Consider the following 23,905-nt stretch of genomic DNA (forward strand, 5'->3'; position numbering starts at 1 on the left):
GCTTGTGTCAGTAATGAACGTCAGGATATGCCTAAAGGATTGGTGCTCAGCGTTAACGATTATATTGTGCAGGTAGATAATACAGGGCGAATCATTCGAGAGGATAAGCGCAGTGCAATTAGCTCAGGTAGCCAAGACATTCTCAATAGACTTAATATTTCCGCTTAAAACGGGCTAAAAATCACCACTGAGTTTGGCTCATTATTTAAAGTTTTTTTCGAGGCATTACCAGCTTTAACAGAATATTTCGAACATCTAGAGCGAAAGCGAGCACAAGGATCATCGAACTGCCAACGCGGGTTGTGTGCTTAAGACTTAACCTTTAAAACTAGAGCTCAGACTGAAACAATAACCTCATTTTGTGCTTGATATCAACCAAGCCGCGAATGCTTTAACTCTACCGTATTGCTCATCAGTTTCCATATGCCACTCAGTTTGTTGATGATTTTCGTTCAATTTTTACATTTGAATAGTCAGAAAGCTATCGCAATCAACGCTAAAAGCAGTTATGTTAATTGTCTTAAAAATGAGAGGCATAGTTTCTTGTTCAGCAAATATTGAAGAATCAATTATAAAACTCATCACAATTAAAGGATAAAATAGATGAGTGAAGTAGTAGAAAATGTTCCAACGACTAAGGAACAAGCCAAAATAGTTTACTTACTTTACATGGTAGGTTTACTGTTTGGTATTACAGGTATAATCGGTGTAGTAATGGCTTACATCAATAAAGGTGATGCCCCTGAGTGGTTAAAAACCCATTATCAGTTTCAAATTAGGACTTTTTGGATTGGTGCTATTTATATCTTCTTAGGCTCAATTTTATCCTTAGTTATCATTGGGTGGTTTGTACTCTTATTCTGGGCGGTTTGGCTAATAATTCGCTCACTCAAGGGCATGAAAGCACTTGAACTGGAAAAACCAATTGAGAACCCTACTGGTTGGTTATTTTAAAAGCCTAACAACCTAACAAATAGGGATCGGCTGCGTTAAGCTGCGTCCTTATCCCAAGTGTTGAACCAGCCTTAATACTTGGGATATTACTCTTTATCCACTAAATAACAGATCAAGAATGGAAGCAAAAAAAGCCACCCGATTATTTGCAATAAAAATGGGTGGCTTGATTGATTTTTGTCAAAAAACTGTTGAACTAAGCCGTTGCGCGGAGCCTTCAATTGAGTGTATAACCCTCATTGAACCAGCCAAGCTTAAAGATGTATGAAAATACGATGAAAAGGAATTTCAATGAAAAACTTATCTACTACTCGATATCAATTGACTCGAAACTGCTCTGTAGCCCAGAGTTAGCATCAAAAAAAGCAAATTCCTATAGCATGAAGCATGCCCATTAACTTGGACTAGTCATCGGCCAAGTCCAACAAGCGATTTATGTCTTGCAAACAGCGCAACGCATAAATACTAAAACGTTATATTTTAAGGAGCGTTCAGTGAAAAAAAGTAGAGTTGGATTGGCGACGATATTGATATTGTTAATCAGTGCATGTTCATCTATCAGCGAGCCTGAAGTCAAAGAAGTGATGAAAGCTGAGCAAAGTAACCCTTTAAAGGTAAAAGATGCTTTAATTGCCACTTTTGTTAAAGCACCAAAACCTAAGGTTGGGACACAACAAGAAGATGTGAAAAGTTCTTTATTGTCTAATTCAGCTTTAGTTCTTCAACAAAATGAAAAACTTATTGTTGCACGGTTTTATACAAAAAATTCACAGCTGGAATCAATATATGAATATTGTGATTTAGAGTATCATTTTTCATCGTTAAAGTTTGTTCTTGGCCCATATGTTACTGGTGATTGTAGTTCAATCGTTATTAATGCAACTAAAGTAAATTAAAATATAACATATATGAGCCTCCCGCCATTCAATAGGCGAGCTTAGCTTATTTGGCTGCTTTTGCAGTCAAATTTAAATCAATCAACAAATCCACCTACTTCGTATGCTGGTTAGCAGTCAATTCGTCGTGTATTTAGACATAAGAGTACTAAAGAATGGCCACTCATAATTGTTGGATCTAGCACTAAAACAATAATATTTTTTCCCGCTTAATATCAATTAAGCACAGCTAGTGCTGCGTTGGGTTTACCTCATTGCTCACCATTTCCCACTATTCTTCAGTTTGTTGATGATTTTCGTTCAATTTTTACATTTGAATAGTCAGAAAGCTATCGCAATCAACGCTAAAAGCAGTTATGTTAATTGTCTTAAAAATGAATGGCATAGATTTGCCTTGTTGCAAAAGGAAGATTCGAAATGAATGATGTTGCATTAGAAGAAAAACAACATTTTGTTAAAAAACTATTTTCCGGTAGTTTTAGATTAGTTGATGTCTTTTGGGCTGGATTCGTTTTAATAAGTGTAATTATTAGTTTAATTGTTTCAAAATTAACAACGGTAGAGTCGCTAATTATCGGAGATTGTTTAAAGTCCGTTTATTTTATCTTGATTAGTATTGCTGTCTGGAAGTCTGCGAGTACATATCAAGGGAAAAAAATATGGTCTTTTTTAGCTAAAATTTGTTCAATACTAACTATTTTTGGCAGTATTTTTGCTCTTGGATCTTGGGCTATGTATGTTTCTTCAAACTAGCAACATAATTTGGTGTTGAACTAAGCTGTTGCGCGGAGCAAAATGATACTTCAATAGATTGAACTACAGTTATTGAATTAACTAGACTTAGAAAAGATGTGTTGGAACACCACAATGGCAAGGGAATTTCAATGAAATAAGTACAAATCAAGCCTTGTAATCAATTCAAAATTGCTCTTCAGCCCAGAGCCGATATCAAAAAAGAAAACTCCTTTAGTATAAAACTTATCAATTAACCTTGACTCGGCATAGGGCAAGTCTACCAAGCTGTTTGCGGCATGCAAAGTGCGCATCGCACAAATGCTAAAACGTTATGTGCCAAAGAGAGGCTCAAGTTTTGCGTAATTATTACATCGTCTTATTCTTTATCGCTTCTTTATTTGGATGTGGACAAAAAGCTGAATCAACTTCGGAACAGGTTGAGAGAAATATTGTTCAAAGCTTGAAAGTTGGAGGTGATGCTAAAGCTATTGAGAATTATCTTAACGCCCAAAATATCCTTTTCACTTATGACAAATACACCAATAGATTTCAGGGCATAATTCGAGATGAAAGCTCAAGCTTACATGCTATTACTATTTCAATTGTATTGGATAATAAGCAGAGGTATATCAACGTTGAAGTTAATGATAGCTACACTAGCTTGTAAGGAGCATAACAAATTACCTAAGTTAGTCACAAAAAGCCAAATCGAAGATAATAAAATGATAGATGCCGATGAGTTAGCGAGTATCCAAAACATGGATGTTTTGGCTAAGCTCACATGGAAGCTGATTTTGAAAATCAACCGCCAGCGTCTCGCTTAATCATCGGCACTATGAGTTTCCCGTTTTCATCAATATTATGTCGTCATTATCTGTTTGTTATTGAGCACTTGCTTACCCTGAAATAGCGCTCATATTACTTCTCTCACAATCAGCCCCACAATCTCCAAGCTAGCCCCGATGCGCGCGATGTGGCTTGTTTGCTGGCTTTTTCAAATATCATGCTCGTGCCTAAACAATAAAAATGGTTTTTAGCGCGGGTGATGGCGGTGTAAAGCAGTTCTTTACTGAGTAGCTGCCATTGGGCGGAGCTGGGTTTATGTGGCAATACAAAGCTGACTTTATCAAACTCGCTGCCTTGGCTTTTGTGTACTGTCATGGCGTAGCAAGTGTCGTGGCTTGGTAAGCGTGCGGGTAATACTTTAAGCAGGCTGCCATCGGCCATAACAAAGTGGGCCATTAAGCGACTTGGCTTAGTGCTGTCTTGCAAGATTAAACCAATGTCGCCATTAAATAAGCCTAAGTTGTAATCGTTACTTTGAATAATGATGGGTCGACCTAAATAGAACTCATTTTGAGGATTAATCAGTTTGGCGTGTTTAAGGCTGTCGGTGATGGCGATGTTCATGCCCTCAACCCCAAACTCTCCAGCACGCATGGCACACAAGACTCGATATTGGTTAAAGCTGTCGATGATGGTTTGTTCAGAATGCGGCAATGTTATGGCGCTGTCCTGTCGATCCGCTTGATCGATAATGGTCTGTTGATTTATCCTTTGCTGATTTTCTTGTACCAAACTTAGATACTCACCATAAGCCTGTACCGATAATACCAGTAACGCTTGTTTACCTGTGTTATCTCCCTGGGCATTATGCTGATGTTCAAACCAATTCAATTCGGCATGATCATGTTGCCATACTTGACGAATCGCATGCACATTTGATTGATTAACCGCATTGGCTAATAACCCAATACCGGCATCGCCTTTAAAACGATGGCTGTGCATCAACATACACAAACTGTCACCAATTTTAGGCTGTTGATGAATAAACTGACTGACATCTTGTTGGGTTAATTGCTCAATGAGCTTTGCCTGTGCTGCGCTGTAACGCATTGACCATGGCGATGCCTCATGCTGATTAGCTTGTTTTAAGCCAACACAAATATCCGCCAGCACTGCGCCAGCTTCTACTGATGCGAGTTGATCTTGGTCGCCTAACAATATCAAACGGCCATGAGACGGCAGGGCGCTGAGTAATTTATACATCATGGGTAAGTCGACCATCGATGCTTCATCAACCACCAGTAAATCTAAGCGCAACGGATTATCCTGATGATGCCTAAATTGATACGAGTTTGGGATAACCCCCAATAATCGATGCAATGTTGAGGCTTCTTCAGGTATTTGTTTTAGCGAATCAGTTAATACTTTCGCCAATGCAGGGTCGCTCACTTGGGTTAGCTGTTGCAGTAAACGATGTTTAGACGCCTTGATCGATTCACTCAGCCTTGCTGCAGCTTTACCTGTGGGCGCGACTAAACGGATGGTTAGCGGCGATTGGGTTAACAGTAACAATAATAGTTTAGTTACTGTGGTGGTTTTACCGGTTCCTGGGCCGCCGGTGATCACCGCTAATGCTTTGGCCAACGCTGTTGCAGTGGCTATTTTTTGCCAGTTAAACGGGCTGCTATTGCTGTCTTCTGCGGTAAATAAACATTCAATGAGTTGCGGCAGATTACTGTTAGCTAGGTCGATTTCAATCTGTTGATTGGCTAATTGGGTCAACTTAGCCGCCACTTGAGTTTCAAAGAAGTGGTACTTATTTAAATATAAGCGTCCATGTTCAAAAATCATCGGTTTATTGTCACCAGGCTGGCCGACGGCATCAAATAGCGCGATTTGTTCAATTAATTGTTGATGGTTAAGCTCAATCCGACAATTGATTTCAGCGTTGCCGCGGTTGTCTTCTGCCATGGGATTGGCTAAATCAATTTGCTCGATGACTAAACAACTGTGCTGATTCGACAATTGCTGGCTAAGCATGGCGCAAACAAGCAAGAACAGTTGCGGCTGTTGTTCGCTTATTGCGGGATCGTTATTGATGGTTTCAATACTGGCCAGCTCTAAAGCAAAATGACGATCGAGTGCTGTAATGAGCCGCTGTTCTTGCCAAAGGTGCAATAACTCAGTGATTGGATGGGTGAGTATTAGCATGATGACGTCTCCGGCGCACGATTGTCTGTATTACCTGAAAATAAGCGGTCGAGTTGTTCGATTAATGCTTGCGGTGGTTTGTCATAAAACACCCCCGCGCCAGGATGCTCAGGATGCATGCCGCGTAAAAACAGGTAATAGCAGCCGCCAATATGTTGCTGATAATTGTAGTTTGGTAATCTAAGCGATAAGTAACGATGCAACGCCAAGGTATACAAGATGTATTGTAAATTATAGCGATGAGCATCAATGGCTTTAGCCATGGCTGAGCGAGTGTAGTCGCTATAGTTATCGCCCAAATGGTTAGACTTATAATCGGCAATATAAAATTGGCCCTGGTGCTCAAAGGTTAAATCGATAAAGCCTTTTAACATGCCTTTTAAGGTATCAAAGTCGAGTCCGGCGACATAACCGTGCTGCTGCAAAATATGATTTAATTGCGATGCTTGTAAGGTTGAAATAGGCAAGTAAAACTCCATTTCGACCATTTTTTGCTTCATGCCTAATTGGCTTAATATCAGTGATGTGTCCTCTGACGATGGCTTGATAAACAGCGGCGCGGCCAATATTTGCTGATACCAGTCCATTAGCGGTTGTTGCCATAGGGCTTCGTCAAACCCATATTGTTTCATGGCTTTTGTTAGCGCAGGCGTCAGTTCAGTATCTGCTTGGGTAAAATCAAACAGTTCTAACACTAAATGCATAAAACTACCGGCATTGGCACCGCGCTCGAAGGTAAAGCGATCAAGTACGGGTTCGCTGGTGAGTTCATCTTGTAACTGTAATTGGATTAACTCATCGGTGAAGTCTTCATCGTCGGCACCGGGTGCGACTCTCTCGTGAGGCAGATGTTTCACCAAGCCAGAATAACTGCCCACTCGCCACGCAAGGCTCTGTACTCGAGTGACTTTTTTGGCCGCTAGAATGTCATTATTGTCGTTAATATCGGCGAGCACTGAATCGTCAACATCATTACTTAAACATTCCACACTCATCGCTGGTAAGGTGGCAATGGCATTCACTTTGGCTTGAATAAGAGCAAAGTCGGTTTTCTTGTCGGTAATACCCAACAGATAACCGATACCTGTTTCATGCAATTGACTGCTGATCCCCGCCTTTAATTGGCGGCTTTGGTTGGCAATATACAAATAACACACGTAAACCGGCCGTGTTAACGCTACATACAGTAAGCGTAAATCTTCAGCGAGGGTTTCTTGTTTGAGTTGTTCCCAGCCTTCGTCGGTGGCGTCGATATCCCAAATGAGCTGCTCATTTTTATGGTACATCATCGGCGCAGGGCGTTTTTTATTGCCGCGGGCTAAGCTGACAAACGGCACAAAACAGACCGGATATTCTAAGCCCTTACTTTTATGAATAGTGACAATTTGCACCAAGTTCTGTTCGCTTTCTAAGCGCAATTGCTGCTCATCACCGCCATTGTTACCAATCAGTTGTTGTTCGTACCAATTGATAAGGGCGCTGCTACCATCTAGCTCAGTGGCCTTTTGCTGCAGTAATTCGGCTAAATGCCTAAAGTCGGTTAAGCGTCTTTCTCCTGAGGCTTTAAGATCTGCTGCGTTGTCGTCATCAGCATCATTAAAGCTGTTGTCACTATTGCTGCTATAACTGTTGTCATTATTGCTGCTATCACGGTGAGCATTAGCGTTATGTTTATCAACACTATTGATGTCAGCCGTGACAGATTGCGACAGATAACGATGGATCAGTTTAGTTTCGCTGGCAAAGTTAAGCAGCGCAGGCATAACGCCGCGTTGTTGCCACAACTGATGCCAATGAGTGAATTGATCTAATACCTGCTGACGTTGTTCTTCATCTTGGTTAAATTGATGGATCCGCTGGGCATTAAAACCAACAAGCTCAGTGGCCAGCGCGGCGCGGATAGCACGTTCATTTTTAGGCGTGGCTAAGGCATACAATAAAATAGCCATTTCACGGGCTTCAATGGTGTTAAATACACTGTCTCGGCTTAAAAATACCGCACCAATTTTACGTGCTGATAATTCCGCTTTCATCACGGCCGCTTCGTTACGGTCGCGCACCAATATGGCAATGTCTTTGGCAATGAGCGGTTTAGCTTCCTGTTCAAGGCTGGTATTAACTCGGCATAATCCCTGTTGCGCTTCGGTGAGTAAGCGCTTTATTTCACTGGCAGCATCAGCTGCTAGGCGTTGTCTTGCGGTAGTTTTGTTTAAGCCATTTACATCGTCTTCGGCTAATAAGCGGATCCGCAACGCCGCTGGATTGGTTGTGGCTTCACTCAGGTGTTTATTGGCTGCCGATGATGGGGTTTTAACAATATCATAGGGGATAGCTTGGCTAATAAACGGGTCTTGGTGTTGGCTGAAAAGCTGATTAACACCATTGACCAATTGAGTCGATGAGCGGTAATTGGTGTCAAGATTATAATGGGCCTGTGTTTGTTGGCGCGCGGCAATATAAGTGTAAATATCGGCGCCACGGAAAGCATAAATAGCCTGCTTAGGATCGCCAATCATTAATAAACTTAAGCGCCCCTTGTTAGCATCATCATCGTTGTTGTCATTACCAATGTCGTCATTACTTTTACTGTCATCATTTTGGCTGTGCACAGTGGTATCAGCGGCTAAGTCCAGCTGTGATGCTAACGGCTGTTGATACACCTGATTAAAAATGGTGAATTGCAGTGGATCGGTGTCTTGGAACTCATCAATTAATGCGACCGGAAAACGCTTAGCAATAGCATGGGCTAGGGTGATTGGATTTTGGCTGAGCGCCATGGCTAAGCTGAGCAATAGGTCATCGGGTGTCATTAAATTGCGTTGCTGTTTTTGGCCAGCAAAGCGTTGGCGAATTCCCTCACGGGCGCGCACTAAAAATGACGGAATAAGCTGATTAATCAACTCAAGTAAGCGCTCAATATGCTCAAGTAACGGCGCTTCAGCAGCACTGGGGATAACGCCCCCTTTATTGAGTTTAAGCTCTGATAATGCCAATTGCTCCAGCGCTTTTATTGGCGGTAATCCTTGACCGAATTTCACCCAGTTACTAATGCTATCAAACAGTTGGCTAAGTTTAGGGTAGCCGTCGGCGCCTTTACCAAATCGTTGACCGTTTAATGGCAGCGATTGCAATAATTCAAGGGTGCTGTCGTGCAGGCTTTGCCACAATAAGGTAAAGCGGCTGATACTTTGGCTTAGCTGTTGTTGCAGGGTTTCAAAGGCCAGAGGCTGCTTTGACAACACCGCTTGGCTTGCACCTAATAACGGTCGCAGCTTTTGCGCTAACACGTCAGGTTCGGCAAACACATCACTAATGGCTTGGGCTAAAAAGGGCGGTAATGGATAACAGACTTCACGCCAGAAATCGCGCACTGCATGGTGTAAAAACTCACTGTCGTCGAGGGTAAATTCGGACTCAAATAGCAATGACGACTCAAATGCCATGTCTGACAACACGCGTTGGCAAAAGGCGTGAATAGTAAAAATGGCCGCTTCATCTAACGACTTTAACGCTAAGTCTAAGCGTCTTAACGCAATAGGACGTTCATCTTCCGAGATGTCTTGGTAAAGCTGTTCAATAAACTCATCGTTTACGGCTAAACCTAAAAAGCGTTTAAACGCTAAGTTAATCCGTTTACGAATTCGGTCTCTGAGTTCTTCGGTGGCGGCGTTGGTGAAGGTTACCACCAAAATTTGCTCACAACTTAACGGTGCTTTACCACCATGGCCTAACAATAAACGTAAATACAAACCGGAAATAGTATAGGTTTTCCCTGTACCAGCACTGGCTTCAATTAAGCTGGAACCGCTAAAAGGTAAGGTGAGGGCATTAAGCGGTGTCACGGTAATAGCGTCCATTAATGCGCTCCTAGTTTAGCTGCGTTGGCGATGAGTTGCGCTTGAATATCGACCGCGGTGCCACTGACAAAAGTGTCTAATTCTGCCAATTTATCTTTGTGATACTGGCTTAACATGGGTTGCAGCAAATGGATGGCTAATGCCCCAAACCGAGCTTCGCTAAAGTCTTCTGGGAAATGGAATAAACGCTGGTTATGTGGATCGTGCCCTTCGCCGAATTGGTTTTGGCCGTCATCCCATTTTTGCTGGGCTTTAAGCAGCTTTTCTTCATGGTCGCCATCGGTTTCAACATAGGCGAAAGCCGTTTTAGGCATAAAGCACAAGGGTTGAGTTTGCCCCTGAATAAAACCACTGATAAAGCGCATGAGTTGTGCCTGCGCTTGTTCAGCAGTAATAGGCGAAAATGCATGAAAATGGCCAATGTCGAGTAAGTAACTGAATTGATTTTTACCCATGCCCGAGGTGGACGAATTGGCCATGGCGTTGATGCATAAATGACGTAAGTACACCCGAATAAAATCTCGTCCGTGGGCAGTGCCGGGGCGGTAATTGACTAAGCCTTTAGGCAGAATGTCGTCAATACGGCCGACAAGATTGACTCGCACGGTGGACGAATGGGTTGTATCTGCTTGTTCTGGTAAACCCTGCACAGATAGAGCATGCGCTGGAAAATCCTGCATCGGTAAATCAAAGTTAAGATCAACATTCAGCGTGTGCATGGTTTGTTGGTCTTGTAAAAACTGCACCCGATTAATCAACGGCGATATATCGCGTAAATATTGATTAATTAACAAGTTGTCGAACGGCGCCATTGGCAATTCACCGCTGGTTTTGAGTTTGCTGAGTAATTCGAGATCTGGGCTGTCGAGTTGATGTTCAATAGCATTGTCGAGCATGCGTGATTGCAATAAATAACGCTCGAGTGCATTTAAGCTAAACGGTTCGTCATTGTCATCGGCTTGAATATCCAGTGATAAATCGACTTTTAAACTGCGGTTGAAAAAGAATTGCGCTGGATTACGATAAAAACGGATTAATGCCGACAATTCGAGTTCGACCACTTTAATGCCTTCGCTATTAATATGAGTATGGGCAAATACTTCATCCGCCTGTTCAGCCGACAAGGGTAATGCTTGCTCAAAAAAGTGATTGTTAATGGTCGCATTGGCTGGTGGCGGGCACCATTGGGCATTATAACTGTGTTGCAGCTTAGTCACGGTATGCGCAGATTGTGGTGTTTCTCGAAATAGTTTAGCGTCAAAAGGCTGCAAAGGTTGTGCTTGAATAAGCTGTGCCAGTACGGTTTTATCGGCATCATCAAGGTTGATTTCGGCTTGTTGTTCAAGCTGTTGCTGTAAGGATTGCGGTAGGTAGCTGAGTTGGCAATACTCGACCAATTCAGACACTAGCATTGAGGCAATGCGCTCAGCATTATCGCGCTCACTGTGGCCAATATAACTGATGTAAAGTTGTTCCCTGGCCGACAGTAATGCTTCTAAAAATAAGTAGCGGTCGTCTAATCGACGCGAGCGATCGCCTTTTTTAGGGCCAAAATGCGCCATTAAATCAAACCCGACAGGATGTTGAACTCGCGGGTAAACGCCGTCATTCATTCCCAGCAAGCACACCACTTTAAAGGGGATTGAGCGCATTGGCATTAAGGTACAAAAATTCACACTACCAGCAAGGTAACGCTGGCCGACCCGAGATTCAGTTAAGCGCTGATTAAACCACTGCTTTAGGACTTCAATATCGACTTGGCCTTGATGACCGGCGCTTTCAAGCTCAGTGTCTAGGGTAACTAATGCATCTCGAATGGCTTGAATTTGTTCACGCTCATCATCTGTGGTGTCGTAGTAATCGGCGAGTAGCTGTTGTAATTGTTTAAGGCGCTCTGCGGTGCTGTAGTCATTGGCAAATAAGTTGAAATAAGTATCGATGGTTTCTAAAAAGTTGAGCAACTTACCTAATGCTTGCGATGACTGACCTTCAATGCCTTGCACCATTAAAGTATCGCGATAAATATCGGCATCGTCGTTAAAAGCGTAGCCCAGTATTAAACGCTTAATGCCAAATGCCCATGAGTTTTGCGTAAAAGGCTGCACACCTAGTTGGCTACGAGTTTGCTCACTGCGTCCCCAACGGACATTCGCATCGTCTAGCCAGCGGCGGATTAATGACAATTCGTCATCATCGAGTTGGAAGCGACGCAAAATAGCAGGCACTTCTAAAATACCGATAATATCAGTGAGGCCAAAGCGACTTTGATTGATATTTAGCAGGCTTAAAAAACTATTAATCAGCGGCGACTCTTGCGCTGCGCCCCTGTCGGCAATGGCGTAGGGAATGTAGTAATCGCCTTTTTGCGGATTTTTGTCGGCAAAATACTGACTGTTGGCGGTGCCAAATACCGCATCAATATACGGAGCATACGCTGCGACATCGGGCATCATGATCACGATGTCTTTAGGGCTTAAGTCGCTGTTGCTTGATAACAATTCTAAAAGGTGATCATGTAAGGTTTCAACTTCGCGCAGGGCACTGTGGCAACTGCGTAAGGTAATTGAGTCATCACTTGGCAATAAGGTGCGGCGGGCATGAATGTCTTGATACAAACTGGCGTTTGGCCCTAATGGCTGGCCGAGTGTTTCCATTTGTAAGATATCGTATTGCACCCCGTGCAGCAGATTATTCGGCTCAGGCTCAACATAACAGTCGTAACCAAAGTCGGTGTGTTCTGGCGGCAGAGACAGTAATAAATCCAGCAGTTCGCGGCCCATTTGACCATTATTGGCCAGTATAGGGTTACCCACTTCGAGCTTGTCTTCCCAGTCTTGGTCGAGTTGTTTTTTATTGGCATATTGCAGTGCCATGCGGGCGCGGGTTTTCGGCTCAATAATATCGCCCCAATAATGCTGGCAAGGGCTGAGAGATAACATAATGACATCAATTCGACTGGCTAAATGGTACAGCACATCGAGGGTTTGTGGCGGCATGGATGAAATACCAAACACGTATAACCGCGCGGGCAACATCGATAAATCGGTATCTGGATTAGCCAGGGTTGCAATTAAATCGGCATGTAAATTGGCGCGATGATAATGGCTGGCGTGCAAATGATGTTGGTTATAATCGATTAATGCTCGCCACAGGATCGGTTGCCATAGCTGGTTTTCATCTAACGCCAAGCGGTTGTCTAGGCTCGATAATGGCTGGTTTTGCTCCCACGCTAAAATCCACTCAGGGCGATAGACTAAGTATTGGTCAAAAATATCGGCAATGCGGCCACACAGTTGAAATAGTTTAATTGCGTCATGTGACTGATTGAGCTGCAATATGGCGTGGGTGTTTGCTGTATTAGTATTAGTATTAGTATTAGTATCGGTATCAGTTTCAGTATTTGCGTTTACATCTGTATCAAGAACATCGGTATCAGCGATATCAGTTGTGGTATCAACTTGAGGCGATAAGTACTGTTTGAGTGGGCTAAAGTCAGGGTTATCTAACAGACTTGGTAATAAGTCCATTAATTTCCACGTCATCGCCGCTTTGGTAAAGGCGTTATCTTTGGGTACATCGGGCAGTAAATCATGGCATAACTGCCAGGTAAAACTCGAGGGTAACGGGAACGATAATGCGGCGGCGATACCATTGTGTTTAGCGATTTCTAAACGCAGCCAAGTCGACATCCCCGGGCTTTGAACTAACACATGCTCACTGGCTAATAAACTAACGTTATCTAAACGAATAGCCAACAGTTTGGCCAGTTGTTCAGATAACACTTCCATCTGATTAGATTGAATTAAAGTAAGCATGGGCGACCCGCTAATTTGAGATTAATTCATTCTATGGACTCTGCCTTAAATCATCAATCAAAACCGTTAATAATCAGGATGATTGCTGATGTTGTGCGCAAGATCAATTGCGTAACAGCCGTAAGCGTAATCGGCGATATAACTGCCTAAAGCGTTGCTGCTGTTGCTGGATTTGTAATTCCGACAGTGGTTGATATTTAAGTGCTACATAGGCACTGCTTAGGGCAGTAAAGTCCGCTGCCACTTGAGGGGTAAGGGCGCTTAAATGTGCGTTAACCGCTGCGGCGTAATCAGACGCTGCTTGACCTTGTTGACGGGCGATGCCTTTTTTAGCTAAGCGTTGGCAAATGAGTTGATAGCGTTTATTAAGCGGATCTTGGTGGCGATCAACATTGAACAAACCGGCGTAATAGGCAATAACCAGTGCGATAATGATGAAGCTAAAAATCATCAGTAAGGCGATTTTGGTGCTGCTAACATCACCCAATAATTTTGCTAACACTTGCTGTTTACGTTGCTCGTCAAAACCTAATACCCACACACTCCAGTAGTAATCGATACTGGCAAATTGTTGGCGCAATTCATTTAACCATGGGTATTGTTTCATGTGCAGCGTGCTAAAAGGGCTGTCTTGTAAGTAGCTGCTTTGGCTGTCAAAGGTGGCGTCAAATCCATCTAATACCCGCTGCGGTGCAATCATTGCGGTAGGGTCAAAACGCTGCCAACCTTGGCCTTCAAACCACACTTCGGTCCATGCATGGGCCATGTATTGATAAACACTGTAATAACCCGCTTTGGCATTATAATCGCCGCCCTGATAACCGGTCACCATACGAGTCGGAATGCCGCTAGCGCGTGCCATAAACACTAGCGCAGAGGCGTAATGAGCACAAAATCCTGCACGGTTTTCAAACAGGAAATCATCAATTTGTTGCTCGCCAACACTAGGCGGGCTCAAGGTGTAGTAATAGGCTTGTTCAGCAAAGTAATTCATCATCGCATTAATACGCGCTTGTGGATCTGGATAATCTTTGGCGAACTGCAAACCGAGTTTTCGGGTTTTTGGATTGCTATTGGCTGGCAACGCAAGGTTTAGCTGTTGGGTATTTGAGTCGAGTTTGAGACCCATGATCGTCTCAGGATATGAGGTCACTCTATAGCTCATTCGCTGATCGACAGGCCTTAACGAATACAAACGATAATCTGCTAATTCAACCACTTGATCATTGCTGCTAAACGCTTCATCTAAGCCATATAGCCATTTTTGATGACTGGGTTCGCTAATGACCACATAGTCGATTTTTTTACTGCTAGGATTAGCATTAGCACTAGCAACGTTGTTAGGGGCTTGGCGCATGGGCTTGTTAAAGTATGCCTGTCGCTGAATTTGTTGAATACTGGGGTCTTGACGCCAGGTTTTGCCGTCATAATTTTCCATCACCAGAGTACGCCAATACAAATCCTGATTGGCAGGTCCTAGGGTGCTGCCATCTGGATTATCAAAACCCACTCTAAAGGCTAATTCTGCTGAGCGAGTGAGCTTACTAATGTCACCAAATGACATTTCATCAGACAAACCTGTCTTGGCCGTTTTCATATTAGGCACTAACCATAATGGCCCAAGGCGTGGGAACACCACAAACAGTAATATGGCTAACGGAAGACTTTGTAATATTATTTTAAGGCTAAAACTGAGGTTAGCGACTTTGTTCGATTTGTCTTGGTAAACACTGATTAATACGCCGGTATTGAGCACCGCTACCGCCAATAAGTGCAGGGTATTAAGCATGCTTTGTTGATCAAGCAAGGTCAGGCCGATAAGGAAATAGCCGACTAACACAATGGCTTTAACATCTCTCAGTTCGCGCATTTCAATATATTTTAACGCGTAACCTAAAATTAATAAGTTCACCAACGCATTGAGCAAACCGATTTCACTCGACACTAAGGCGAGGGTGGTAGCGGCGCCAATGGCCAAAGTGGTTACCAATAGTTTAGGTGGAGCGGCTACTTTGCCGAGAAAAATCCCCACGCGCCAAACAAAACAAATGGCACAAATACCAATGCTCCACAGGGTCGCTTGTTGATGTAAAGGGCTGAGGATGGCTACATTGGTGATTAACAACCAAAACAAGGTATTGCGGCTAATGATGGTATCAAAGTTATCGGTCATGATGGTTCACCCACGGATGAGGTTGCCACATTACCTGGATTAAAATCGGGATTCATATGTGTGGGTGCATGATAAGTTGCAATGGCGGTATGACAAGCCACTCGATGGGCTTCGCCTGTTTGCTGATTGATAATATGCTCATCCAGAATTAAGCCAAATATTTGCTGCGATTGACTTAACTTATCGACTTGCCATGCGAGTTTGCTGAGCTTGTGTTCAATGTCATTGCCCGATGTGCTGGCCAAGGTTAACCAAACGGGTAATCCTTCTGGCTCAGCAAATTCTTTGGATAACATGCCTTTGCCCTGAGCCCATTTTTTCCACGCCACTTGTTTAAGTGATTCACCGGGAATATAGCTGCGTAAGCCTTTGTAGTCGTCAACACCTGGGCGCAATTTACCGTGTTCATTGTGGTTATCATTATCGCTAATATGGCTTGCCAATTCGATATCACACATTTCTGGTTTAGCGAAAATAACATGATGAATATCTAAGTCGACATAGGACCATGCGCGGCATAATCCTAACGGAAAGTAGGATGAGACTTTGATTCGCCCAGGGTTTAATTTGCCACGTTTAGGCTGTTCAAACGGCACAATTGCAATAGTTTGCTCGTGCATTTGTTTAACCCGAACATGGCGCTGGTAACTAAATTGCAAACAAATTTGTTGGTGGGTGGTGTCGGGATTATTTTGGCGAGTATGGCCGGTTAACATGATAGGAAATGGCATGCTGTCTTCGGCATAACCTTGCGGTGGCGTGACGGCATTAAATGTTAACCCTGCAAGATTTTTATAACTGTAAATTATGCAAGTATGGAACACACTGGCGAGCAATAAGCTTAAGCCAATCACCAAGTTATTTTGATAATTGGTGCCAAACAAATACAGTAAAACGATCAACCCAATCCACACTAATCCAAAACCACTGGGGAGAATAAAAATACCTTTGTGGCTGAGGGTAATCTGCTTTTGCGGTGGCAGGCGCTTACTTATCCACCTTGACCAGCGTTGGATTAACGATGCTGGAATTAACCGACGTAACCGAGACGGCTTAATAGCGCCATTGGCATAGGTTGTTGAAGAGTGCTTGTTTGCTGTCGTCGATTTAGCCATGTGCCTGCGCCGTTAACGTATTGGGTTGACGCTGGCGAGAATAGTGTCAGACAACGCTTGGCCTTGAAATTGACTACTGCTGCGAATGCGGTGTTCGGCAACCGAGGCAAATACCGCTTGAATATCTTCGGGTACCACGTACTGGCGTTGATTGATAAAAGCCCATGCTTTGGCTGCTTGTAGCAAAGCAATACTGGCTCGTGGCGATAAACCGTTAGCGACATTGTGTTGCCGAGAAAAATCAACCAAGGCAATTAAATAATTCAGTACCGCATCAGATGCCGACACTTGCGCCACTTGTTGTTGCAGTAGCATTAGCTCTTGCGGCGTTAAGCATTGTGATAATGATGCTGGTTTATTGGCTTGAGTGCGTGATTTTAACATGGCTAACTCGGCTTCTGCACTGGGATAACCGATAGAAATACGCATCATAAATCGATCGAGTTGCGATTCTGGTAAGGGGAAGGTGCCGGCTTGATCAACTGGGTTTTGGGTGGCGATAACAAAAAAAGGTGAACTCAGCGGATGGGTGATGCCATCAATGGTTATTTGTTGTTCAGCCATAGCTTCAAGCAAAGCACTTTGGGTCTTGGGGCTGGCACGGTTAATTTCATCGGCCAACAACATTTGATTAAATATTGGGCCTTTATGAAAGATAAATTGTTGTTGTTCTTTGCTGTAAATGGACACCCCAAGAATGTCCGCTGGTAGCATGTCGCTGGTAAATTGGATCCGCTGGTAACTCATGCCTAAACTGCTGGCAATACCTTGAGACAAACTGGTTTTGCCCATGCCGGGTAGATCTTCAATCAGTAAATGACCTTTGGCGAGGATACAAGCGACGGCAAGTTTTATCTGCTCAGGTTTACCGAGCAATACTTGGCTTAGTTGGTTAAGTAATGTTTGAATAGTTGATTGCGACACGAAAACTCCAACTGTTAGTAATAAACCGTTGTGGGTTTATTGTAAATGACGGTTTGTAGTGATGGTTTGTCGTTTTATTCTAAAGCCATTTCTCGCTATGGTTACTCGCTATGGTTACTCGCTATGGTTACTCGCTATGATTTCTCGCTATGTTTTAGCGCTTCGGTTTCTAACTTTGATATATTGCCACGATTGCTCATTGCCTGATCCATATGGCCTATTGCATTTACCCACAAGTGGACTTCAATAATCAGCCAGTCTGTACCATATTTAAAGCATACGTTATCTTGCTGACGGGTGTGAAACAAAATACACCGCCACAGCGTGGCGGCTATTGCGAATAAAAACGAATAACAACTGCTAACAAAAACTAACTGCTAGCAACTAAAAAGGTAACTAACAATTAATCGTGCTTAATAAAGGTAGCTGAGTTCTTTTGAACTAAACATTCCTTCACTTAACGATTTTTGCTGTTGGAATATCATTCGATAACTCAACACCGCTTGAACATATTCGCGAGTTTCAGTGTAAGGAATCGTTTCAATAAAACTCATCACATCTAAGCTGCCATTAGACTGTCTTAACCAACGTCTCACGCTACCAGGACCAGCATTATACGCTGCTGTTGCCAACACGCGGTTTTGGTCAAACTGTTTAAGTAATTCACTGTAATAGGCGCTGCCTAACATAATGTTTACTTTAGGGTCGTACAGGTCTTTTACGTTATTAAAAGGTATTTTGTTCTTTTTGGCCGTTTGTTTGGCGGTAGCAGGCATTAATTGCATTAAACCTCTAGCCCCCACACCAGAGGTGGCATACAGATAGAACGCACTTTCTCGACGAGAAATAGCGCGGATTTCGTCAATGTCTACCGAGAACTTTTTACTGGCTTTGAGGAACTCATCGTTAGCCGCCTCAGGAAAACGCAGTACAAGTGAATTCCATAATTTGCCCTGAATACTGGATTCAACACTAAACGCATGCCAGCCATTGCTTAAGGCAAATAGACCATATTGGGCGGTCATTTCACTGTTGTGGCGGCGCATTAAATACAGCCATTCGTTGCGAGCATCAATTTGCTTATCTAAAGCCATTAATTCCACTACGCGCGCTAAACCAGGGTCTTGGTTTAATGTTGCTTGCAACGCTGGATTAGGGGCTAAATTGTCGTCGTTCATCGCCAGAGGTTTGCCTAACGCTTCAGCCGCATTAAAACCGTAAAAATTACGCTCACCACTTAAGGTTGACTGTAATTGGGTTGCGCGGTTTTTGTCATGGCGCGAGGTCATTTTAGCTTGCCAATATTGCCAGCGAGAATCGACCTTACCTTGATCGCTCAATAACGCTAAATACTTTTCTACTGTGCTGAAATCTTGCTCTCGAATAGCCCAACGTAAGCGCATTTCGTATAAATCGTCCGATTTCAGTAATGGCAGCATGGTATCAATATGCGCCACCAGTTTGGCGTCTTGCTTAATCAGCGCTCGGCGGACTAAATAGCGATTGAGCTGGCGCGCTTCAAGGTCGCTGAAGCGGTTGGCTTTTTGATATTTAACATACAATTTAATCGCTTGATGTAAATCCTTTTGCGCTAGCTTACGTAAGCCGGCATCAACAATATCGCCCACTATGGGTTTAGAGCTGGAAAACTTGTTCATGTGACGTAAAATATTAGGGTCGCGATAAACCGACAATAGTAGTTTGGCTTCATTATCGTGTTGGGTGACTTTTTGCGATAAATAACTCAGCAAACTGGATTGACTAGCATTAAAGCTGAGCAACATCCGCGCCCAAATGAGCTCCTGGGTGCGATAGCCCGCTTTAGTCCATTGGTTTATCACCGCATCGCATTCATTGGGACGTGAATAGCCATGAACCCATAAACGTTCTATGCCTTTGTAAGCCATGGTTTCGTTACCAGCATCAAGTTGAGCCTGGTAGTAATAACACTGTAAGCGCACATCGTTAGGAGTGTCTGGCGCTATCACTAGAAAGTCTTGCCAACGCTGTTTTTTACCGGCATTGAGCAGGTAGCGATAACGCGCATTGTTATAAAGTGGCGTGGTATCAAATTGGTTGATGGCATTGAGCGCTTTGTCGCCAGGAGATTGCACTATGCTGTCGATTTTTGCGTGGTAATCAAGGTAAACCGTTAATGGATAGTCGCCGAGTTGGTTGCGAAGGGCTTGATACTTGTCGAGCTGTTTTTTATCCAGAGCTTGGCGAGCATCAAGATAGCGTTGCTGTTGTGAAGTCAGCGCATTAGCTTGGCTAATAAAGGCCAATGATGTACTAAGTAATAATGCGCCTGTAATTAAAGTGTTCGCCCAAGTTTTACGCATTTAAATGACAATCTCCGCCTCTGTATTTCGTTTGCTATCAGTATGTGTTTGATAAATGATTGCTAATAAGTGTTGCTGTAAATAAATATGTTACGGCTTGAGTGACTATTAACCTTGTTGCTTAAATAAAGATTAATCATCACTCATTTTATCGATTAACTATTACTGGCGTGCTTTTCGACTGACTCATCAAGTGCACGGTTGAGCAATTGTTTATCTAACTGCTTACTGGTGTCTACGCCTAATTGCTGCATGTAATGCGCTTGTCTAATGACGTTACCTTTGCCCGAAGACAATTTTGCCATGGCACTTTGATAGCTTTTATCTGCCGTATCTAAGGCGCGCCCGAGTTTTTCCATATCTTCCAAATAGCCGCATAATTTGTCGTAAATACGACTTGCTTGTTTGGCGATATTTTGGGCATTTTGATTTTGGTACTCATAACGCCATATATTATTGATAGTACGCAAAGCCACTAATAAGTTAGTCGGACTGACCAGCATAATATTTTGCTCTAAAGCGAAATTGACTAAGCTTGGGTCGTATTCAATGGCCAGTAAAAATGCCGGCTCAATGGGAATAAACATTAGCACATAGTCCAAGCTCTTAAGGCCATGCAACTTATGATAATCTTTTTGACTAAGGCCTTTAATATGCTGCCTAATTGATAATGCATGTTCTTTTATGGCTTGGTCGCGAATAACTTTGTCTTCGCTATTAAAGTAACGTTCATAGCTAACTAACGACATTTTGGCATCGATTACTACGTCTTTTTGCTCGGGTAAATGCACAATCACATCGGGCTTAAAACGCTTGCCGTTATCGTCTTTTAAATCTTGTTGGGTTTGGTACTCATGGCCTTCGCGTAAACCACTTTCTTGTAGTACGCGCTCTAAAATGACTTCACCCCAATTACCTTGCTGCTTGTTGTCACCTTTAAGCGCTTTTGTCAGGTTAATGGCGTCTTGGCTCATTTTTAAGTTGAGATCGCGCAAATTATCTAATTGATGTTTCAATGCGCTACGTTCAGATTGCTCATGAGTATACGACTCTTGAATTTGACGTCTGAAACCTTCTAATTGTTGTTTCAGTGGCCCGAGAACACCGTCAATTTGCGAGACATTTTGTTGTTTAAAGCTTTCACTGCGTTCTTCAAAAATCCGATTAGCCAGGTTTTCAAATTGCAGTTTAAGGCGTTCTTCAGCAGACTCGAGTAGCACGATTTTATCTTGTAATGACTTTTGCTCTGTTTCTGCTTTGACCAAAATCGTTTGTTGCACCGCGTTTGACTTGGCTAAGTTGAGCTGCGATTCCATTAAACGATGTTGGGTGTCGACCATTTGTTGCTCGACGAGGTTAACCCTGTCTGCTTTGGTTTCTGCGCTGGAAAGTTGGCCAATCAAATCTTCTATCTTGCTTTGCAGATGATTACTGTGATCGATTTTATCATCGAGATTATCTTGTAATCTCGACATTTCTATTTGAACTTCGTTGAGCTGTTGAAGTGTTTGTTGTTCATGTTGAAGTTTAAGTTGCTCCCATCGTTTACGAGTTAATCGTTGATTGATTAGGGCGCCAATTAAAAAGGCAACAAACGCGACAGCAATCACAGCTGCAATTTGAGGAGGAGTTAACGACACTGCAAAAGGCATAACAAAAACCGATAGAAAATAATGGTTAAGGGTCGCACGGCTAATAAGCAGCTGCAAGGGGTAAACTAAGGATTTAATGAAATATTGTTGTTAATGATTAAATTTAAATCTACTCGCAATATTGGTGCGTACAGACAACTATGATGACATGCTCAGTGTGCTATTTTGCGAATAGATAAAGGTTAGCGGTTTTTTAGTTGTTTTTAACCATCAGCTGAAATAAAAATAGCTTTTTACCTGTCTATTGAGAGACGTAAGGCAGATTATAGTGACACTTGGCTGTCGACAAATATTTTAACGAGGTGATTTATGACCGGTAAAAAACGTTTTACTCAAGGCATACAAAAACGTGCTTCTTGGCATATTCCTGATAACCAAGTTACGCCTGAGTCGGTATTTAATGATCGTCGTAACATTATTAAAGCCTTAGGGTTAGGTGCCTTAGGAGCGAGTTTACCTGGTCAGGTTCAAGCCGGTATTTTTGATTTGTTTGGCGAGCAAAAAGCACAAAATCCTTTTGTCACTCAAGGCTTGCAATACGCTACACCTGCCAAATTTGTGTTACCTAATCCGAAAACCCCAGAAGACAAGGTGACTCGTCACAATAATTTCTATGAGTTTGGTACCAACAAATCGGACCCAGTTGATAATGCCCAAGGGTTTAAGGTTGATCCATGGACGCTAACCATCGATGGTTTAGTCGATAAACCGATTACCCTAGATTTACATGAGCTGACAACCCGTTTTGCCCTTGAAGAACGCACTTATCGCTTACGCTGTGTTGAAGCTTGGTCGATGGTGGTTCCGTGGGTCGGTTTTTCGTTAGCCAGCTTACTTAAACAAGCCGGCGTGCAAAGTAATGCGACTCACATTGCTTTTGAAACCCTGTTTGACCCGGACCAAATGCCTGGTCAAAAGAGTCGCTTAATGGGTGGTGGGATCCATTACCCGTATGTTGAGGGCTTAACGGTTGCCGAGGCAATGAATGATTTATCGTTTTTAGCCGTTGGCTTATACGGTAAAACCTTGCCGCCACAAAATGGTGCCCCAATCCGCTTAGTCGTGCCTTGGAAATATGGCTTTAAAAGTATTAAGTCTATTGTGCGTATTCGGGTGATGGATAAACAGCCTCCGACAAGCTGGAACCAATTGGCCTCGAGTGAGTATGGTTTTTACGCCAATGTAAACCCAGAAGTTGACCATCCTCGTTGGTCGCAAGCATCTGAACGTAGTATTGGTGAAGGCGGCTTATTTTCTGCTAAACGTATTCCTACGCAAATGTTCAATGGTTATGGCGATTCAGTGGCCGATTTATACAAAAATATCGATTTGAGGAAGTTTTACTAATGCGGATAAGCCCTCGAGGTCTGTTTTGGTTAAAGGTGTTGTTGCATATTAGCTTTTTATTGCCAGCCTTTTATCTCGTGGCGCTAGTGTTAACAGACAATGCGGGCGGCGATCCGGTGCAGTATATTATTCACTATACCGGCATGGGCGCGATCAATAGCCTGTTAGCGACATTGCTTATCTCGCCCATCGCCAAGCGTTTTAAAATAGCAGCACTGATACAAACTCGTCGATTAGTGGGCTTGTATGTGTGCGCCTATGCGTTGTTGCACATCAGTGCATTTATTAGCTTAGATTTGTTGTTTGCGTGGGGATTATTGTTTGAAGAGGTCATAAAGCGGCCTTATATTTTAGTTGGCGCGGCGACCTTGATTATCATTTTATTACTGGCGATAACCTCTCCGAACCGGATTAAACGCAGTATGGGTAAGCGCTGGCAATCATTGCACAATTGGATTTATCTGGCTGCAATATTGGCACCTATCCACTTTTATTGGTCGGTAAAGTCTGAAATTATTGAACCTAGCATTTATATTGCGCTATTTGCGGTGCTATTGTTTTACCGCAAAGGCAGTATTTATAAATGGTTGAAGCCGAAAAAATAACCCAAGCTATGGCTAACGCCTCAATCTTTGATTGAGGCCGTTGGTTGAAAATGCCGCAAACACGGTAAATATCATCACTGATATCATGATAATGGCCAATCTTAACCAAGGCTGTTCGAGTGCAATGCGCATATCGATGAAATTGAACGTGGTTACCGCCCACACAAATACCACGCTGATCAGTAACCCCAGTTTGAGTAATGTACGCACAAATGAATGTCTAATGAACATCAGCAATGGTAAACAAATGGCGATAATAGCCATTATATGCTGATCGAATCGTAAGAAATGTGCGCCCAATAATAGGTAAGCCAAGCTAATAATGGTTACTCGCCACCACATACCAATTCTCCTCAATAACGTGCGATAACAAATGTCATCAGTAACGTAGTCAATAACATCATTGCCAGTATTACTAGCGTATAAATTGACCTTGACTGACGCAGCATAACGTTAAATGGGGGCCGAATCTTGATTGTGGTTCACATATTAC

The 23,905-nt window shown here is 42.9% G+C and carries 15 protein-coding genes; 6 read left to right on the forward strand and 9 right to left on the reverse strand.

Going from position 1 to position 23,905, the window contains the following annotated elements:
• Nucleotides 1–603 precede the first annotated feature (603 nt).
• From GUY17_RS07410 to GUY17_RS07425, 4 genes are all read left to right on the forward strand, one after another.
• Nucleotides 604–954, forward strand: a complete 351-nt coding sequence (locus GUY17_RS07410) for a hypothetical protein (RefSeq protein ID WP_162022753.1) — start codon at nt 604–606, stop codon at nt 952–954.
• Between the two features lie 494 nt (nt 955–1,448).
• Entirely contained in the window at nt 1,449–1,850 is a 402-nt protein-coding gene (locus GUY17_RS07415) for a hypothetical protein (protein WP_162022754.1), read from the forward strand.
• Nucleotides 1,851–2,267: 417 nt separating this feature from the next.
• Complete coding sequence (locus GUY17_RS07420) at nt 2,268–2,603, forward strand: hypothetical protein (protein WP_162022755.1); 336 nt, start codon at nt 2,268–2,270, stop codon at nt 2,601–2,603.
• Between the two features lie 337 nt (nt 2,604–2,940).
• Nucleotides 2,941–3,252 (forward strand): hypothetical protein, encoded by a 312-nt coding sequence (locus GUY17_RS07425; RefSeq protein WP_182745001.1) that lies wholly within the window; start codon nt 2,941–2,943, stop codon nt 3,250–3,252.
• Between the two features lie 266 nt (nt 3,253–3,518).
• On the opposite strand, the gene recD is transcribed toward GUY17_RS07425, so the two are convergent.
• From recD to rmuC, 8 genes are all read right to left on the reverse strand, one after another.
• Nucleotides 3,519–5,582 carry an exodeoxyribonuclease V subunit alpha gene (recD, locus tag GUY17_RS07430; protein ID WP_162022757.1) on the reverse strand — a complete coding sequence of 688 codons (2,064 nt, stop codon included), beginning with the start codon at nt 5,580–5,582 and terminating at the stop codon, nt 3,519–3,521.
• The gene (locus GUY17_RS07435; protein ID WP_162022758.1) at nt 5,576–9,439 is read right to left on the reverse strand and encodes a UvrD-helicase domain-containing protein; all 3,864 of its coding nucleotides are present in this window, start codon (nt 9,437–9,439) and stop codon (nt 5,576–5,578) included. The genes recD and GUY17_RS07435 overlap by 7 nt, the downstream gene beginning before the upstream one ends.
• Nucleotides 9,439–13,254, reverse strand: coding sequence for an exodeoxyribonuclease V subunit gamma (recC, locus tag GUY17_RS07440; protein WP_162022759.1), 3,816 nt, complete (start codon nt 13,252–13,254; stop codon nt 9,439–9,441). Before recC ends, GUY17_RS07435 begins: the two co-directional genes overlap by 1 nt.
• Nucleotides 13,255–13,357: 103 nt before the next feature.
• Nucleotides 13,358–15,427 carry a DUF3488 and transglutaminase-like domain-containing protein gene (locus GUY17_RS07445; RefSeq protein WP_162022760.1) on the reverse strand — a complete coding sequence of 690 codons (2,070 nt, stop codon included), beginning with the start codon at nt 15,425–15,427 and terminating at the stop codon, nt 13,358–13,360.
• Entirely contained in the window at nt 15,424–16,542 is a 1,119-nt protein-coding gene (locus GUY17_RS07450) for a DUF58 domain-containing protein (RefSeq protein WP_101087964.1), read from the reverse strand. The genes GUY17_RS07445 and GUY17_RS07450 overlap by 4 nt, the downstream gene beginning before the upstream one ends.
• Nucleotides 16,543–16,554: 12 nt before the next feature.
• Nucleotides 16,555–17,466: a MoxR family ATPase gene (locus GUY17_RS07455; RefSeq protein ID WP_101087966.1), complete on the reverse strand. Its 912-nt coding sequence runs from the start codon at nt 17,464–17,466 to the stop codon at nt 16,555–16,557.
• Nucleotides 17,467–17,879: 413 nt separating this feature from the next.
• A complete protein-coding gene (locus GUY17_RS07460; RefSeq protein WP_101087968.1) occupies nt 17,880–19,808 on the reverse strand; it encodes a transglycosylase SLT domain-containing protein in 1,929 nt (642 codons plus the stop codon).
• Nucleotides 19,809–19,963: 155 nt separating this feature from the next.
• Nucleotides 19,964–21,460 carry a DNA recombination protein RmuC gene (gene rmuC / locus GUY17_RS07465; protein WP_101087970.1) on the reverse strand — a complete coding sequence of 499 codons (1,497 nt, stop codon included), beginning with the start codon at nt 21,458–21,460 and terminating at the stop codon, nt 19,964–19,966.
• Nucleotides 21,461–21,769: 309 nt separating this feature from the next.
• On the opposite strand from rmuC, the gene msrP reads away from it, so the two are divergent.
• Entirely contained in the window at nt 21,770–22,807 is a 1,038-nt protein-coding gene (msrP, locus tag GUY17_RS07470; RefSeq protein ID WP_101087972.1) for a protein-methionine-sulfoxide reductase catalytic subunit MsrP, read from the forward strand.
• A complete protein-coding gene (gene msrQ, locus GUY17_RS07475; protein ID WP_162022761.1) occupies nt 22,807–23,412 on the forward strand; it encodes a protein-methionine-sulfoxide reductase heme-binding subunit MsrQ in 606 nt (201 codons plus the stop codon). The genes msrP and msrQ overlap by 1 nt, the downstream gene beginning before the upstream one ends.
• A gap of 12 nt (nt 23,413–23,424) precedes the next feature.
• On the opposite strand, the gene GUY17_RS07480 is transcribed toward msrQ, so the two are convergent.
• Nucleotides 23,425–23,754 (reverse strand): hypothetical protein, encoded by a 330-nt coding sequence (locus tag GUY17_RS07480; RefSeq protein WP_102037716.1) that lies wholly within the window; start codon nt 23,752–23,754, stop codon nt 23,425–23,427.
• Between the last annotated feature and the right edge of the window lie 151 nt (nt 23,755–23,905).

It is taken from the genome of Shewanella sp. Arc9-LZ, assembly GCF_010092445.1.
GTDB lineage: Bacteria > Pseudomonadota > Gammaproteobacteria > Enterobacterales > Shewanellaceae > Shewanella.

Coding starts and splice junctions, on each gene's coding strand:
- GUY17_RS07410 (WP_162022753.1), top strand. CDS start 604: ATGAGTGAAGTAGTAGAAAATGTTCCAACGACTAAGGAACAAGCCAAA.
- GUY17_RS07420 (WP_162022755.1), top strand. CDS start 2,268: ATGAATGATGTTGCATTAGAAGAAAAACAACATTTTGTTAAAAAACTA.
- recD (WP_162022757.1), bottom strand. CDS start 5,582: ATGCTAATACTCACCCATCCAATCACTGAGTTATTGCACCTTTGGCAA.
- GUY17_RS07435 (WP_162022758.1), bottom strand. CDS start 9,439: ATGGACGCTATTACCGTGACACCGCTTAATGCCCTCACCTTACCTTTT.
- recC (WP_162022759.1), bottom strand. CDS start 13,254: ATGCTTACTTTAATTCAATCTAATCAGATGGAAGTGTTATCTGAACAA.
- GUY17_RS07445 (WP_162022760.1), bottom strand. CDS start 15,427: ATGACCGATAACTTTGATACCATCATTAGCCGCAATACCTTGTTTTGG.
- GUY17_RS07450 (WP_101087964.1), bottom strand. CDS start 16,542: ATGGCTAAATCGACGACAGCAAACAAGCACTCTTCAACAACCTATGCC.
- GUY17_RS07460 (WP_101087968.1), bottom strand. CDS start 19,808: ATGCGTAAAACTTGGGCGAACACTTTAATTACAGGCGCATTATTACTT.
- rmuC (WP_101087970.1), bottom strand. CDS start 21,460: ATGCCTTTTGCAGTGTCGTTAACTCCTCCTCAAATTGCAGCTGTGATT.
- msrP (WP_101087972.1), top strand. CDS start 21,770: ATGACCGGTAAAAAACGTTTTACTCAAGGCATACAAAAACGTGCTTCT.
- msrQ (WP_162022761.1), top strand. CDS start 22,807: ATGCGGATAAGCCCTCGAGGTCTGTTTTGGTTAAAGGTGTTGTTGCAT.
- GUY17_RS07480 (WP_102037716.1), bottom strand. CDS start 23,754: ATGTGGTGGCGAGTAACCATTATTAGCTTGGCTTACCTATTATTGGGC.